Source organism: Isoptericola jiangsuensis (assembly GCF_048320105.1).
GTDB lineage: Bacteria > Actinomycetota > Actinomycetes > Actinomycetales > Cellulomonadaceae > Isoptericola > Isoptericola jiangsuensis_A.
Genome location: NZ_CP182942.1, coordinates 431,624 through 446,667, shown reverse-complemented (window position 1 = coordinate 446,667; position 15,044 = coordinate 431,624). Strand labels below are relative to the sequence as shown.

At 72.0% G+C, this 15,044-nt stretch carries 10 protein-coding genes and 1 pseudogene; 6 read left to right on the top strand and 5 right to left on the bottom strand.

Annotated elements, in window-relative coordinates; translation table 11 throughout:
* Nucleotides 1-39: 39 nt before the first annotated feature.
* The 4 genes and pseudogenes from pflA to dxs all read right to left on the bottom strand — a co-directional run bounded on the left by pflA (nucleotide 40) and on the right by dxs (nucleotide 5,870).
* The gene (pflA, locus tag ACNHYB_RS02050) at nucleotides 40-852 is read right to left on the bottom strand and encodes a pyruvate formate-lyase-activating protein (RefSeq protein ID WP_418277970.1); all 813 of its coding nucleotides are present in this window, start codon (nucleotides 850-852) and stop codon (nucleotides 40-42) included.
* 60 nt (nucleotides 853-912) lie between these two features.
* Nucleotides 913-3,176 (bottom strand): annotated as a pseudogene (pflB, locus tag ACNHYB_RS02045) (formate C-acetyltransferase).
* 142 nt (nucleotides 3,177-3,318) lie between these two features.
* Nucleotides 3,319-3,981: an HAD family hydrolase gene (locus ACNHYB_RS02040; RefSeq protein ID WP_418276711.1), complete on the bottom strand. Its 663-nt coding sequence runs from the start codon at nucleotides 3,979-3,981 to the stop codon at nucleotides 3,319-3,321.
* The gene (dxs, locus tag ACNHYB_RS02035; protein ID WP_418276710.1) at nucleotides 3,978-5,870 is read right to left on the bottom strand and encodes a 1-deoxy-D-xylulose-5-phosphate synthase; all 1,893 of its coding nucleotides are present in this window, start codon (nucleotides 5,868-5,870) and stop codon (nucleotides 3,978-3,980) included. Before dxs ends, ACNHYB_RS02040 begins: the two co-directional genes overlap by 4 nt.
* A gap of 82 nt (nucleotides 5,871-5,952) precedes the next feature.
* Between dxs and ACNHYB_RS02030 the strand changes: the two genes are divergently transcribed.
* From ACNHYB_RS02030 to ACNHYB_RS02010, 5 genes are all read left to right on the top strand, one after another.
* Nucleotides 5,953-7,410 (top strand): GuaB1 family IMP dehydrogenase-related protein, encoded by a 1,458-nt coding sequence (locus tag ACNHYB_RS02030; RefSeq protein WP_418276709.1) that lies wholly within the window; start codon nucleotides 5,953-5,955, stop codon nucleotides 7,408-7,410.
* Nucleotides 7,411-7,532: 122 nt separating this feature from the next.
* Nucleotides 7,533-8,219 (top strand): NUDIX hydrolase, encoded by a 687-nt coding sequence (locus tag ACNHYB_RS02025; RefSeq protein ID WP_418277969.1) that lies wholly within the window; start codon nucleotides 7,533-7,535, stop codon nucleotides 8,217-8,219.
* 156 nt (nucleotides 8,220-8,375) lie between these two features.
* Entirely contained in the window at nucleotides 8,376-9,290 is a 915-nt protein-coding gene (locus tag ACNHYB_RS02020) for an aminoglycoside phosphotransferase family protein (RefSeq protein WP_418276708.1), read from the top strand.
* 240 nt (nucleotides 9,291-9,530) lie between these two features.
* On the top strand, nucleotides 9,531-9,911 hold the full coding sequence (locus ACNHYB_RS02015; RefSeq protein WP_418276707.1) for a PadR family transcriptional regulator: 381 nt from the start codon (nucleotides 9,531-9,533) through the stop codon (nucleotides 9,909-9,911).
* A complete protein-coding gene (locus ACNHYB_RS02010) occupies nucleotides 9,911-11,257 on the top strand; it encodes a permease prefix domain 1-containing protein (protein WP_418276706.1) in 1,347 nt (448 codons plus the stop codon). Before ACNHYB_RS02015 ends, ACNHYB_RS02010 begins: the two co-directional genes overlap by 1 nt.
* 72 nt (nucleotides 11,258-11,329) lie before the next feature.
* Here ACNHYB_RS02010 and acnA read toward each other — a convergent pair whose 3' ends face one another.
* Entirely contained in the window at nucleotides 11,330-14,095 is a 2,766-nt protein-coding gene (acnA, locus tag ACNHYB_RS02005) for an aconitate hydratase AcnA (RefSeq protein ID WP_418276705.1), read from the bottom strand.
* Nucleotides 14,096-14,321: 226 nt separating this feature from the next.
* Here acnA and ACNHYB_RS02000 point away from each other — a divergent pair, with 226 nt between their 5' ends.
* The gene (locus ACNHYB_RS02000) at nucleotides 14,322-15,023 is read left to right on the top strand and encodes a DUF5701 family protein (protein WP_418276704.1); all 702 of its coding nucleotides are present in this window, start codon (nucleotides 14,322-14,324) and stop codon (nucleotides 15,021-15,023) included.
* Nucleotides 15,024-15,044 lie beyond the last annotated feature (21 nt).

The window sequence follows — 15,044 nt, the reverse complement described above, 5'->3', positions numbered from 1 at the left end:
TCCGGACGCCGCCGGGCTCGGCGACGGACCTCGCGCCCGTCAGTGGGTGGTGAGGCCGCGGGCGCGGAACACCTCGCGCACGGCCTCGGTGGCCTCCGGGGTGGGCGGTTCGGTGCCGTCGAGCTCGTAGGTCCGGCCCAGCTCGGCCCACTTGTCGCGAGCCATCTGGTGGAACGGCAGCACCTCGACGCGCTGCACGGTGCCGGGACGGACGGCGTCGATGGCGGCCGCGTGGTCGGCTACCCGGGCGACGTTCCGCGGGTCGTCGGTCAGGCCGGGCACGAGCACGAAGCGCACCCAGACGGCGACGCCGCGCTCGGCGAGCCGCCGCCCGAAGGCGAGGGTCGGGGCGAGCGAGCGGCCGGTCACCCGGTGGTAGGTGTCCTCGTCACCCGCCTTGATGTCGAGCAGCACCAGGTCGGTGTCGTCGAGCATCGTGTCGGTGGCGTTGGCCCCGAGGAATCCCGAGGTGTCGAGGCACGTGTGCACCCCGAGCTCGGTGGCCCCCCGCAGGACGCGTGCCGCGAAGGCGGGCTGCATGAGCACCTCGCCGCCCGACAGCGTGAGCCCGCCCCCGGTCGCGGCGAACACGCCGCGGTAGCGCTCGACCCGCGCCAGCAGGTCCTGCGCGAGCACCGCTCCCCCGTCCTTCATGGCCAGGGTGTCGGGGTTGTGGCAGTACAGGCACCGCAGCGGGCAGCCCGACAGGAACACCGTCATGCGGGTCCCGGGGCCGTCGACGGCGGTGACGAGCTCCCAGGAGTGCACCGACCCGAGCTCGCCCGAACGCATCAGGGCGAGACGCTCGGAGCGCTCCAGGTCCGTGGGGTCGGTGGCGGCGAGCCCCTGCAGGCCTGCGCCGGCCCGGCGGCGGGTCGTGGGGGGTCCAGCAGCACCGGGCCGGCAGTCATCTCAGATCCCTCCGTGGAAGGTCCGGTTCAGGACGTCCAGCTGCTGCTCGCGCGTGAGCCGGACGAAGTTGACGGCGTACCCCGAGACCCGGATGGTCAGCTGCGGGTAGTTCTCGGGGTGCTCCATGGCGTCGAGCAGGGTCTCGCGCACCAGCACGTTGACGTTCATGTGGTAGCCGCCGGCGCCGAAGGAGGCGTCCAGCAGCCCCGCCAGGTTGGCCACCTGCTCGGCCTTCGTCCGACCCAGCCCGGTCGGCACGATGGTGTTCGTCAGGGAGATGCCGTCCTGCGCCTGCTCGTAGGGGAGCTTCGCCACCGAGAGCGCCGAGGCGAGCATGCCGTGCGTGTCGCGTCCGTTCATCGGGTTGGCGCCCGGGGAGAACGGTTCGCCGGCCCGGCGACCGTCCGGGGTGTTGCCGGTGGCCTTGCCGTACACGACGTTCGAGGTGATGGTCAGCACCGACTGCGTCGGCTCGGCGTCGCGGTACATCGGGTGGCGGCGCACCTTGGCCATGAACGACTCGACGAGGTCGACGGCGATGTCGTCGGCACGGTCGTCGTCGTTGCCGTAGGCGGGGTAGTCGCCCTCGATCTCGTAGTCCACGACGACGCCACGGTCGTCCAGCACGGGGGTGACGGCGGCGTACCGGATGGCCGACAGCGAGTCGGCCGCGACGGACAGCCCCGCGATGCCGCACGCCATGGTCCGCAGGACGTCACGGTCGTGCAGCGCCATCTCGAGCCGCTCGTAGGCGTACTTGTCGTGGGACCAGTGGATGCAGTTCAGCGCCTCGACGTAGGTCTCGGCGAGCCAGTCCATCGTCTTCTCGAAGCGGGCGCGCACGTCGTCGTAGTCGAGCACCTGCCCGGCGGGGACCGGGGGAACGCCGGGGAGACCTGCTTGCCGCTGACCTCGTCGCGGCCGCCGTTGATCGCGTACAGCAGCGCCTTGGCCAGGTTCACCCGGGCGCCGAAGAACTGCATCTGCTTGCCCACGGCCATCGGCGAGACGCAGCAGGCGATCGCCGCGTCGTCGCCCCACGCCGTGCGGATCTCGTCGTCGGACTCGTACTGCACGGCGGAGGTGTCGATGGAGACCTTGGCGCAGAACGCCTTGAACCCGGCGGGCAGGTCCGACGTCCAGAACACCGTCATGTTCGGCTCGGGCGCCGGCCCCAGGTTGTACAGCGTCTGGAGCATGCGGAACGAGTTCTTCGTGACGAGCGTGCGCCCGTCGAGCCCCATGCCGCCGATGGACTCGGTGACCCAGGTCGGGTCGCCGGAGAACAGGGCGTCGTACTCGGGGGTGCGCAGGAACCGCACGATGCGCAGCTTGATGACGAAGTCGTCCATGACCTCCTGGGCCTGGGACTCGGTGATCCGGCCGGCCGCGAGGTCACGCTCCAGGTAGACGTCGAGGAACGTCGAGGTGCGCCCGAGGGACATCGCCGCCCCGTTCTGCTCCTTCACCGCACCGAGGAACCCGAAGTAGAGCCACTGCACGGCCTCCACGGCGGTGCGGGCCGGGCCGGAGACGTCGACGCCGTAGGACGCGGCCATCTCCTTGAGCTCGCCGAGCGCGCGGATCTGCTCCGCGTGCTCCTCGCGCTCGCGCACGACCTTCTCGCTGAAGGGCTCCGCCTCGAGCGTCAGCTTGTCGAGCTTCTTGGCCTCGATCAGGGCGTCCACCCCGTAGAGGGCCACGCGACGGTAGTCGCCGATGATGCGCCCGCGCCCGTAGGCGTCGGGCAGGCCGGTGACGATGTGCGAGCTGCGCGCGGCGCGCACGTTCGGCGGGTAGACGTCGAAGACCGCCTGGTTGTGGGTCTTGCGGTAGGTGGTGAACACCTTCTTGAGGTCTTCGTCGACCGGGTACCCGTAGGTGTTGAGCGCTCCTTCGACCATGCGCCAGCCACCGTTCGGCATGATCGCGCGCTTCAGCGGCGCGTCCGTCTGCAGGCCGACGATGATCTCGTGCTCGGCGTCGATGTAGCCGGGCGCGTGGGCGGTGATGCCGGCGGGGACGTCCGCGGAGACGTCGTGCACACCCTTCTCGCGCTCCTGCGGGAACATCTCGCTCAGCCGCGCCCACAGGGCGCTGGTGCGCGGCGTCGGCCCGGCGAGGAACGATCCGTCACCGGTGTACGGGGTGTAGTTGCGCTGGATGAAGTCGCGCACGTCCACGGCGTCGCACCACGGTCCGGGCTCGAAGCCCTCCCACGCGGCGTCGACGGCTCCGGTGCTGCGCTCTGCCTGGATGGTCATGCTCATCCCCTTCAACGTTTGGTAAGACCACAGTACGTGAAGGCCTTCACAAACGCCGTGACGCACGAGACACGTGCGGTGTCTCCTGCGTCACGCACGCCGGCAGGCCACCCACGGACCGGCCTGACCGGGCCCGAGCGGCTCAGACCCGGCGGAAGGCCGGGGACGCCGCCGCCGCGATCACCTCACGGGCCGTCGGGCCCACCACGTCCGGGCGTGCGCCACCCTCCCAGGTGCGCCCGTGGGACACCCAGCCCGTGCGGGTGCCCGCCGCCCTGCCCACGGCGACGTCGGCGTGAGCGGCGTCGCCCACCATCCAGACCTCGCGACGGTCGACGTCGCCGACCCCGAGCCGGTCGAGCGCGATCTCCACGATGCGCGGGTCCGGCTTGGACACGCCCTCCTCGCCCGAGACGACGACGGCGTCGACGTGCGGCGCGATCCGGCACCGCTCGATCTTGCCGCGTTGCTGCGCCGAGATGCCGTTCGTCACCACCGCTACCGGATGGCCCGCGCCGCGGAGCACGTCGAGGTGGTCCAGGACACCGTCGTAGACGCGCACGTGGTCGAGGATCCCCTGGCGGAACCGGCTCACCACGGCGTCGAGGTCGTCGTCACCGCCGATCCGCTCCACGATGACCCGTGCGACGTCCCGCTTCGGCGCGAACCCGCCGTCGTCCGCGGCGACGATCGCCGCCAGGTCCGCCGACGTTCCACCCGCCTCCCGGACCGCGTCGCTCGCCCACGCGGCGAACGCGTCGTCGCGGTCGACCAGGGTGTTGTCGAGGTCGAACAGCCAGATCATCGGTCACCGGCGAGGACGGTGAGCGTGTCGCGCACCGCGTCCTCGGCGCGCAGCCGCTGGGACGTGAGGATCTGGTCACGGGTCGCGTGCTCCAGGAAGGTCACCGGCAGGCCGCGGTGCACGAACGGCGTCCGCACCCCCGCCTCCGCCGAGCGCTGGGCGAGCATCGCCCCGACGCCGCCGTCGACGACGCCGTCCTCCAGGGTGAGGACCAGGTCGTGCTCCCCGGACAGCTTCACCAGCGCCTCGGGGACCGGCAGCACCCACGTCGGGGCCACGACGTCGACCGCGAAGCCGTGTGCCGCCAGCGACTCGGCGGCCGCGAGCGCCGTGGGCACCATCGCGCCCACGCCGACCACGAGGATCCTGCGCCCGGACGGTGCCCCGGGCCCCGGGGTGTGCCGGGCGACGACGTCGACGCCGTCGAGCTGTTCGAGGGCCTCGATCGGATCGACGAGCGCGCCCTTGGGGAACCGCACGACGGTCGGGGCGTCGTCGACGTCGACGGCGGCGCGCAGTGCGGCACGCAGGGTCGCCTCGTCGCGGGGTGCGGCCAGGCGCAGCCCGGGCACGATGCGCAGCATGGCCATGTCCCACATGCCGTTGTGGCTGGCGCCGTCGTCGCCGGTGATGCCGGCACGGTCGAGCACGAACGTGACGCCCGCCTTGTGCAGGGCGACGTCCATCAGGACCTGGTCGAAGGCCCGGTTGAGGAAGGTGGCGTAGACGGCCACCACGGGGTGCAGGCCGGCGAAGGCCATGCCGGCGGCGCTGGTCGCGGCGTGCTGCTCGGCGATCCCGACGTCGAAGGTGCGGCGCGGGAACTCCTCGGCGAACGGCGCCAGGCCGACGGGGTGCAGCATCGCGGCGGTGACGGCCACGACGTCGGACCGGCTGCGCCCGATCTGGACGATCTCGTCGGCGAAGACCTGCGTCCAGCCGAACCGGGAGGGCGCGACGGGCAGACCGGTCTCCGGGTGGATCCTGCCCACCGCGTGGAAGCGGTCGGCCACGTCCTCCTCGGCGGGGGTGTAGCCGCGACCCTTCTCGGTGATGGCGTGCACGATGACGGGTCCGTCGAAGGCCCGCGCGCTGAGCAGCGCACGCTCCACGGCGGCGACGTCGTGCCCGTCGACGGGGCCGACGTACTTCAGTCCGAGGTCCTCGAACATCCCCTGCGGTGCGACGACGTCCTTGAGGCCCTTCTTCAGCCCGTGCAGCCAGTCGTAGGCGAAGCGGCCCGGTGCGCCGCTGCGGTGCAGGGTGCGCTTGCCCCAGCCGAGGAACGCCTCGTAGCCGCGCGTGGTGCGCAGCGTCTGCAGGTGGTTGGCCACGCCGCCGATCGTCGGCGAGTACGACCGGCCGTTGTCGTTGACCACGATGACGAGCCGGCGGTCGACGTCGGCGGCGATGTTGTTGATCGCCTCCCACGCCATGCCACCGGTCAGGGCACCGTCGCCGATGACCGCCACCACGTGCCGGTCGTCCCGGCCGGCGACGGCGTTGGCCTTGGCGATCCCGTCGGCCCACGACAGCGCGGTGGACGCGTGGGAGTTCTCCACGACGTCGTGCTCGGACTCGGCGCGGCTGGGGTAGCCGGACAGCCCGCCCCGCTTGCGCAGGTCGGTGAAGTCCTGGCGACCGGTGAGGAGCTTGTGCACGTAGGACTGGTGGCCCGTGTCGAAGACGAAGGTGTCCCGCGGCGAGGAGAACACGCGGTGCATCGCGATCGTCGTCTCCACCACGCCCAGGTTGGGCCCGAGGTGCCCGCCGGTCCGTGAGACGTTCTCCACGAGGAACGAGCGGATCTCGGCAGCGAGCTGGGTGGTCTGCGCCGTCGTCAGCCGTCGCACGTCCTCGGGCGAACCGATGGTGCTCAGCAACCCCATGCGTTCCTCCTGCAGATCATCCGAACACTCTAAGCGCTGTGCGGGCGGGACCCGTGCAGGGCCCGCACGGTAGATTTGCGGCGTGCGTTTCCTCCAGGGCCAGCAGCCCACCACCGACCTCACCTACGGCGACGTCTTCATGGTCCCGTCGCGCTCGGACGTGACCAGCCGGTTCGACGTCGACCTGTCCTCGGACGACGGCACGGGCACGACGGTCCCGATCGTCGTGGCCAACATGACGGCCGTGGCCGGCCGGCGCATGTCGGAGACGGTGGCGCGCCGCGGAGGCGTCGCGATCCTGCCGCAGGACATCCCCGTGGACGTCGTCGCGGACGTCGTGGCGGACGTGAAGTCGAAGGACCCCGTCATCGAGACGCCGGTCGTGGTCGGCCCGACGGAGACGGTCGCCACGGTCCTCACCCTGCTCGGCAAGCGGTCCCACGGCGCGGCCGTGGTGGTCGACGGCGGCCGCCCCGTCGGCGTCGTGACCCAGGACGACTGTGCGGTGGTGGACCGGTTCGCGCGGGTCGGTGACGTCGCCGCGCAGGACCTGTTCACCCTCGACGCGGCCGACGTCGAGGCCGACGGCCTGGCCTCGACGTTCGAGCGGCTGCACGCCGCCAAGGTGCAGCTCGCCCCGGTGGTGCGCGACGGCGTCCTCGTGGGGGTCCTGACGCGCAAGGGCGCGGTGCGCTCCACCGTCTACTCCCCCGCGCTCGACGCGTCCGGGCGTCTGCGGGTGGGTGCCGCGGTCGGCATCAACGGCGACGTGGCCGCCAAGACGCGCGAGGTGCTCGCCGCCGGCGTCGACGTCCTCGTGGTCGACACCGCCCACGGGCACCAGGACAAGATGCTCGCCGCGCTGCGCGAGGTGGCGGCGGTCCGCTCCGACTTCCCGGACGTGCCCGTCGTGGCCGGCAACGTCGTGACCGCCGAGGGCGTGCGCGACCTGGTCACCGCCGGTGCGGACATCCTCAAGGTCGGTGTCGGGCCGGGCGCGATGTGCACCACCCGCATGCAGACCGCCGTGGGGCGCCCGCAGTTCTCCGCGGTGCTCGAGTGCTCGGCCGCGGCACGCGAGCTCGGCAAGCACGTGTGGGCCGACGGCGGGGTGCGCCACCCGCGCGACGTCGCGCTCGCGCTCGCCGCCGGCGCCTCGCAGGTCATGATCGGGTCGTGGTTCGCCGGGACGTACGAGTCGCCGGGCGACCTGCACGAGGACGGCTCGGGACGGCTGTACAAGGACTCGTTCGGGATGGCGTCGGCACGCGCGGTGGCGGCACGCACCGCCGGGGCCGGCACGGCGTTCGACCGGGCGCGCAAGGCCCTGTACGAGGAAGGCATCTCCACCGGGAAGATGTACATCGACCCGCGCCGCCCCGGCGTGGAGGACCTGCTCGACGAGATCACCTCGGGCCTGCGTTCGAGCTGCACCTACGCGGGCGCCCGCAACCTGCCCGAGTTCGCCGAGCGGGCCGTGGTGGGCGTGCAGTCCGCCGCCGGCTACGCCGAGGGCATGCCGCTCGCCACCTCCTGGTGACCCCGCAGCACCGCCGCCCCCCTGCCGAGCATGCCCTGGCGGCCCGTCCTCGTCGGATGACGGGCCGTCAGGGCATGCTCGACCGTCATCAGGGCATGGTCGGCGGGTAGCCTGCCGTGGTGATGGACTCGGCCCGGGAACAGCTGCGCGCACTGGCGCACGACGGCGGCTTCGCCGACCCGTGGCGTCACGCCCGCGGCGTGCTGGACCCGGCGGTCGCACGCCCCGCCGCGGTACTGGTGCTGTTCGGCGTCCTGGACGGGCTGCCGTCCGACCACGACGCTCAGGCGGAGGCCGTCTCCGCCGACCTCGACGTGCTGCTGCTGACCCGCGCCGCCACCCTGCGCTCGCACGCCGGCCAGGTCGCCTTCCCGGGCGGCCGCGCCGAGCCGGGCGAGGACACCATCACGTGCGCGCTGCGCGAGGCCACCGAGGAGACAGGCGTGGACGCCGGCGGCGTCGAGGTGCTCGGCACCCTGGCCGAGCTGCCGATGCCGGTGAGCAACCACGTCGTCACACCCGTGCTGGCCTGGTGGCGACGCCAGTCCCCCGTGGGCGTGGTGGACCCGGCCGAGTCCGCGCACGTGTTCCGGGCACCCGTGGCGGACCTCCTCGACCCGGCCCGGCGCGTCACCACCGTGCTGCGCCGGGGCGGCCAGGTGTGGCGGGGGCCCGGGTTCGAGGTCGACGACGGCGACAACCGCCACCTCGTCTGGGGGTTCACCGCCGGCATCCTCGACGCGCTGTTCGACCACCTGGGCTGGACCGAGCCCTGGGACCGCGGACACGAGGTGGAGATCGAGCCCTGACGTCTGTCGGCGGCCGGCACTGGTGTCCCCGAGCGACGAACCTCTTTCTCGCCCTCCGTCCGGGCACGCCCGACGAGCCCCTCGGCGAGGGCGAGGGCGAGGGCGAGGACGAGGACGGCGAGGACGAATGAGCCCGCCGTCGGTGAGAATGGCCTGATGGCCGCAGCAGAGATCGAGATCGACGTCGCGCTCGTGCGGGCGCTGCTCGCCGAGCAGCATCCTGATCTCGCCGGGCTCCCCCTGCGCGTGGTCGCCCAGGGCTGGGACAACGTCATGGCGCGGCTCGGCGACGACCTGGTCGTGCGCGTGCCCCGCCGGGCGCTCGCCGCGCCCCTGGTCGAGCACGAGCAGCGCTGGCTGCCTCAGCTCGCACCGGGCCTGCCCGTGGCCGTCCCGGTGCCCGTGCGCGTCGGTGTCCCGAGCCCTGCGCTCGGGTACCCGTGGTCGTGGTCGGTGGTGCCCTGGTTCGACGGCGTGCGCGCCGCGGACGTGCCGCTCGCGCGGCGACGAGCCCTGGCTTCCCCGCTGGCCGGCGTCCTGCGCGCGCTCCACACGCCCGCACCGGCGGGCTTCCCGGTCAACCCGGTGCGCGGCGTCCCGCTCGCCACGCGCGACGCGGCGGTCCGCGACCGTCTGGCCTCCGGCGTCGTGCCCGAGGCCACCGCCGTGGAGGCCCTCTGGGACCGCGTGGTCGCCGCACCCCCCTGGGACGGACCGCCACGATGGCTGCACGGTGATCTGCACCCGGGCAACCTCGTGGTGACCGAGGAGGTGCCGGACGACGTCGGGCGGGGCGACGTCGGGCTGGTCGCGGTCGCGGACTTCGGCGACCTCACCGCAGGCGACCCGGCGACCGACCTCGCGACGGCGTGGTTGACGTTCGACGCCGTGGGTCGTGCCACGTTCCGCGATCGGCTGGCGGAACGGTACCCCGCCGAGGATCCGGTGTGGGTGCGCGCGCGAGGGTGGGCGGTGTCCATGTCGACGTCGATGCTCACGTCCGGCCCCGAGCACGCCTGGGTGCTGGACATGGGACGACAGGCCCTGGAGCAGGTGCTCGGCGACGCCTGACGCCCCACACCGGGGTGCATGAACGAGCCTGGAGGCGTCGACCAGCCGGACGGCCTGCCGGGCGACGTCCGCTGCGAGGTTCCGGCCGACGTCCAGGCCTTCCTGGCCGCCGTCCAGGTTCCGACGCGTCGGCGGGATGCCGCCACCCGACCACCCCACCTCCGGCTCCGTAGCGCCGCGGGTTGCCATCCCTAGATCTGCGAGGGTTTAATACCTCGTAGATCTAGGGATGGAGGAACCGTGCACATCGACAAGGACCTCGTCGCCGCCTCGGCGACACCGCTCGTCCTCGGCATCCTGGCCGACGGCGAGTCCTACGGGTACGCGATCGCCAAACGCGTCGCCGAGCTGTCCGGCGGCCACATGGAGTGGACCGACGGCATGCTGTACCCCCTGCTGCACCGGCTCGAGCGCAACGGCCTCGTCGAGGCGTCCTGGGGGCGCGCGGAGACCGGACGACGCCGCAAGCACTACGCCATCACCGCCGCGGGTCGCGAGGCTCTCTTCGCCCGCCAGGCACAGTGGGAGATCGTCTCGGCCGCCCTCGGCCGCGCCTGGGAGTCCGTGGCGGACGCCGCCACCGGCCCGGCGGCCGGCGCACCGGCAGCGGGGACCGCCTGATGGACGAGCCCACCGCCCTGGAGACCCAGGTAGAGCGATGGCAGGACTACGTGCGTCGCCACCGCGCCATCGCTCCCGCCGACGTCGACGAGATGACCGACCACCTGCGCGAGCGGATCGCCGACCTGCAGGACGCCGGGCTGGACGACGACGAGGCCTTCCTCGTCGCGGTCAAGCGGATGGGCCGCCTCGACGCCGTCTCCCACGAGTTCGCCCAGGCCCACTCCGAACGCCTCTGGAAGCAGCTCGTCCTCGTGCCCGAGGAGCCGATCGACGGACCGGGCACCCGTACCCGCGAGCTCGGCGTCGTCCTGGCCCTGGCCGTCGGCGCCGGGACGGCGGTCAAGATCGCCGCCGAGACGCTCGCCGACGTCACCTTCGTGGCCAACGTCGCCTTCCTCGTGCTGCCGTTCCTGCTCGGGTACCTCGTGTGGAAGCGTCGACCGGCACCCGGGGTCGTCGTCACGCTGGCCGCCGTCCTCGCCGCCTGCTGCGCCGTCGTCAACCTCTACCCCTTTGACGATGGCGGATCGACGATGCTGCTGGCCGTCGTGCACGCCCCGGTCGTGGTCTGGGCCGTCGTCGGGGTGGCCTACGCCGGCGGCCTCTGGCGGTCCGCGGACCGCCGCATGGACTTCGTGCGGTTCACGGGCGAGCTCGCGATCTACTTCGCGCTGCTCGCGCTCGGCGGCGGCGTGCTGATCGCCCTGACGTTCGGGCTGCTGAGCGTCGTCGACGTCGACCTCGAGCCGGCCATGGAGGGCTGGATCATGCCGTTCTGCGTCCCGGGTGCGTTCCTGGTCGCCGCGTGGCTCGTGGAGGCCAAGCAGGAGGTCGTGGAGAACATCGCCCCCGTGCTGACCAAGGTGTTCACCCCGTTGACCACCGTGATGCTCGTCGTGTCGTTCGGCGTGCTGGTCGCCTCGGGCGGCCTCACGACGGTGGACCGCGAGCTGCTCATCCTGCTGGACGCCGTGCTCGTCCTCGTCCTTGCCCTGCTGCTCTACTCGATCTCGGCGCGCGACCCGCTGACGCGCCCGGGGCTCTTCGACGCCCTGCAGCTCGTCCTGGTCTGTGCCGCGCTGGCGGTGGACGCCCTCGCCCTGACCGCGATGCTGACCCGCATCGCGGAGTTCGGCGCGAGCCCCAACAAGGTCGCGGCGCTGGGCCTCAACCTGCTGCTGCTCGTCCACCTGGTCCGCACCGGCTGGCTCCTGCTGGGGTTCTGCCGCCACCGGCGCGGCTTCCGGGCGCTGGAGCGGTGGCAGACGACGTACCTGCCGGTATACGCCGTGTGGGCGGCGTTCGTGGTCGTCGCGTTCGGACCGCTGTTCGCCTTCGCGTGACCCGAAGACGGCGCCCCGCCGCTCCCGGGTGCGGGAGCGACGGGGCGCCGTCGTCGGGTGCTGCCGGTCAGGTCAGTCGACCAGCGAGCGCAGCACGTACTGCAGGATGCCGCCGTTGCGGTAGTAGTCCGCCTCGCCCGGGGTGTCGATGCGCACCACGGCGTCGAACTCGACGACGGAGCCGTCCGCCTTGGTGGCCTTCACCGCGACGGTGCGCGGCGTCTCGCCGTCGTTGAGCGCGGTGATACCGGAGATGTCGAAGGTCTCCGTGCCGTCCAGACCCAGGGACTCGACCGACTCGCCGACCGGGAACTGCAGCGGCAGGACGCCCATGCCGATGAGGTTGGAGCGGTGGATCCGCTCGAACGACTCGGTGATGACGGCCTTGACGCCCAGCAGCGCCGTACCCTTGGCGGCCCAGTCGCGCGACGAGCCGGAGCCGTACTCCTTGCCGCCGAGCACCACCAGCGGGGTGCCCTGAGCGGCGTAGTCCTGCGCGGCGTCGTAGATCGTGTCCTGGGCGTCCTTGACGAAGTTGTACGTGAAGCCGCCCTCGACGCCGTCGAGGAGCTGGTTCTTCAGGCGGATGTTCGCGAAGGTGCCGCGGATCATGACCTCGTGGTTGCCGCGGCGCGATCCGTAGGAGTTGAAGTCGCGACGCGAGACGCCGTTCTCGGCCAGGTACTTGCCGGCCGGGCTGTCCGCCTTGATGGCGCCCGCGGGCGAGATGTGGTCGGTCGTGACCGAGTCGCCGAGCTTGGCGAGCACGCGGGCACCCGCGATGTCGGTGACGGGCGACGGCTCGGCCGCCATCCCCTCGAAGTACGGGGGCTTGCGCACGTAGGTCGACTCGCCGTCCCACTCGAAGGTGTTGCCCTCGGGCGTCTCCAGCGCCCGCCAGCGGTCGTCACCGGCGAAGACGTCGGCGTAGTCCGACTCGAACATCTTGCGGTCGATCGAGGAGTCGATCGTCGCCTGGACCTCCTCCGGCGCCGGCCAGATGTCGCGCAGGAAGATCGGCTGACCGTCCTGGTCGCGGCCCAGCGGGTCGTGCTCGAAGTCGAACTCCATGGTGCCGGCGAGGGCGTAGGCGATGACCAGCGGCGGGGACGCCAGGTAGTTCATCTTGACGTCCGGGTTGATCCGACCCTCGAAGTTGCGGTTGCCCGACAGCACCGAGACGACGGCGAGGTCGTTCGCCTGGACCGCCTCGGAGATCTTCTCGTCGAGCGGACCGGAGTTGCCGATGCAGGTGGCGCAGCCGTAGCCCACCAGGTGGAAGCCGAGCTTCTCCAGGTACGGCCACATGCCGGACTTCTCGTAGTAGTTCGTCACGACCTGCGAGCCCGGGGCCATCGAGGTCTTGACCCACGGCTTGGACGTGAGGCCCTTCTCGACGGCGTTCTTGGCGAGCAGCGCGGCGGCGAGCATCACCGACGGGTTCGAGGTGTTGGTGCAGCTCGTGATCGAGGCGATCGCGACGGCACCGTGGAACAGCTCGAACTCCTTGCCCTCGGAGTCGGTGACCGGCACCGTGTTGCGCACGTGGGCGTGCGTCGACGGCGAGTCAGACGCCGGGAAGGACTCCTTCTCGGCCTCGTCGACGGCGTCGATCACGTCCGAGGCGTAGTTGGGCAGGTCGCGGGCGAACGCGCTCTTCGCGTGCGAGAGCTCGATGCGGTCCTGCGGGCGCTTCGGGCCGGCGATGGAGGGCACCACGGTCGACAGGTCCAGCTCGAGGTACTCCGAGAAGACCGGCTCGACGTAGGAGTCGGACGACGGGTCGAGCCAGAGGCCCTGCTCCTTGGCGTACGCCTCGACGAGAGCGAGCTGGTCCTCGGAACGGCCGGTCAGGCGCAGGTAGTCCAGCGTCACGCCGTCGATCGGGAAGATCGCCGCCGTGGAGCCGAACTCCGGCGACATGTTGCCGATCGTGGCGCGGTTGGCCAGCGGCACCTGGCCGACGCCCTCGCCGTAGAACTCGACGAACTTGCCGACCACCCCGTGCTGGCGCAGCATCTGCGTGATCGTCAGCACGACGTCGGTCGCGGTGACGCCGGCCGGGATCGAGCCGTTCAGCTTGAAGCCGACCACGCGCGGGATCAGCATCGAGACGGGCTGGCCCAGCATGGCCGCCTCGGCCTCGATGCCGCCGACGCCCCAGCCCAGCACACCCAGGCCGTTGACCATCGTGGTGTGCGAGTCGGTGCCGACGCAGGTGTCGGGGTACGCGCGAAGGACGTCCCCGTCGGCCGTGCTCACGGTGCGGGTCATGACGGTGCGCGCCAGGTACTCGATGTTGACCTGGTGCACGATGCCGGTGCCCGGCGGGACGACCTTGAAGTCGTCGAACGCGGTCTGGCCCCAGCGCAGGAACTGGTAGCGCTCGTGGTTGCGCTCGTACTCGATCTCGACGTTGCGCTCGAAGGCGTCGGCGCGGCCGGCGACGTCGATCTGCACGGAGTGGTCGATGACCATCTCGGCGGGAGCGAGCGGGTTGATGCGGGTCGGGTCGCCGCCGAGCTCGGCGACGGCCTCGCGCATGGTGGCCAGGTCCACGACGCAGGGCACGCCGGTGAAGTCCTGCATGATCACGCGGGCAGGCGTGAACTGGATCTCGGTGTCGGGCTGGGCGTCCGGGTCCCACGACGCGATGGCGCGCACGTGGTCGGCGGTGATGTTCGCGCCGTCCTCGGTACGCAGCAGGTTCTCCGCGAGGATCTTCAGCGAGTACGGGAGGCGCTCGAGCCCCTCGACCGCCGAGAGTCGGAAGATCTCGTAGGAGTTCCCTCCGACGTCCAGGGTTCCCTTCGATCCGAACGTGTCCACGCTGCTCACTGCGGCTCCTTCTTCGGGGGGCTGTCCGGCGCGGGCACCTGGGCTGCTGCTCGCAGCGGTTCCGTCGCCGTCTTGTGCGGGGCTGCGCCCGGCGTACGCACTCGTCACCGGGCAGGACCCAGCATAACCCATATATCTTGACGTCAAGATACTTAGGCGCGCCTCACCCGGGAACACCCGTCCGACGTGCGTCGTTGACCGGTCACCGCCCGAGAACGGAGACCCCGTGCCCCCCGACGTGCCCGCCGTCGTGCCCCGCGACCTGCCGACCCTGCCCGACCTCACCGTCCAGGCCGACCGTCTCCTCCACCTCGGCCTCCTGACCGACGCCGCGGCCCCCGCCCCGGACGCCCTGCGGTCGGCCGCCGTCCGGCTGGCGCAGAACGCTCCGCCGGGCTCGCTGCTCGTCGTGCACCCGCGGCACCTGCCGCCGTCGACCCTGGCCGGTCACCTGGTCCGCACCGTGCGCACCCGCGGTGGCGAGGTCGAGCGACGAGGGTTCGTCGTGGAGGACTTCACCGACGTCGACCGGCTCGAGGTCCCGTCGCACGTCCACCTGCCCGCGGCGGACGTCTACGCCGTCGCCGACCTCGACCGCGGCGACCACCTGACGAACGCGTCCCCGGACGAGGCGGAGTCGGCCCTGGCCGTCGCGGGCCGCAGCCCGCTGACCCTCGTCGAAGGGATGCAGTGGGTCCTGCAGGCACCGGACGTCCTGCAGCCGGGGCACTGCTTCATGACGATCGGCTCACGCCCCCGCAAGCCCGACGGCACCTTCGACGCCCGCACGCCCGCGTTGTGGATCTCCCGGGGCACGGGCCGCGACGGCGCCGGGCGCCGCGGTGCCGCCAAGGTCGGCTGGTGCTGGTGGCGCAACCGGCACACCTGGCTGGGCTTCGCCTCGGCGACCCGGCGGACCGACGTCTGACGGCCGCCGCAGGACCCTGCC

Bases quoted from the DNA above. Each gene is read 5' to 3' on its own strand.
- ACNHYB_RS02040 (WP_418276711.1), bottom strand. From the start codon at position 3,981: ATGATCTGGCTGTTCGACCTCGACAACACCCTGGTCGACCGCGACGAC.
- dxs (WP_418276710.1), bottom strand. From the start codon at position 5,870: ATGGGGTTGCTGAGCACCATCGGTTCGCCCGAGGACGTGCGACGGCTG.
- ACNHYB_RS02025 (WP_418277969.1), top strand. From the start codon at position 7,533: ATGGACTCGGCCCGGGAACAGCTGCGCGCACTGGCGCACGACGGCGGC.
- ACNHYB_RS02020 (WP_418276708.1), top strand. From the start codon at position 8,376: ATGGCCGCAGCAGAGATCGAGATCGACGTCGCGCTCGTGCGGGCGCTG.
- ACNHYB_RS02010 (WP_418276706.1), top strand. From the start codon at position 9,911: ATGGACGAGCCCACCGCCCTGGAGACCCAGGTAGAGCGATGGCAGGAC.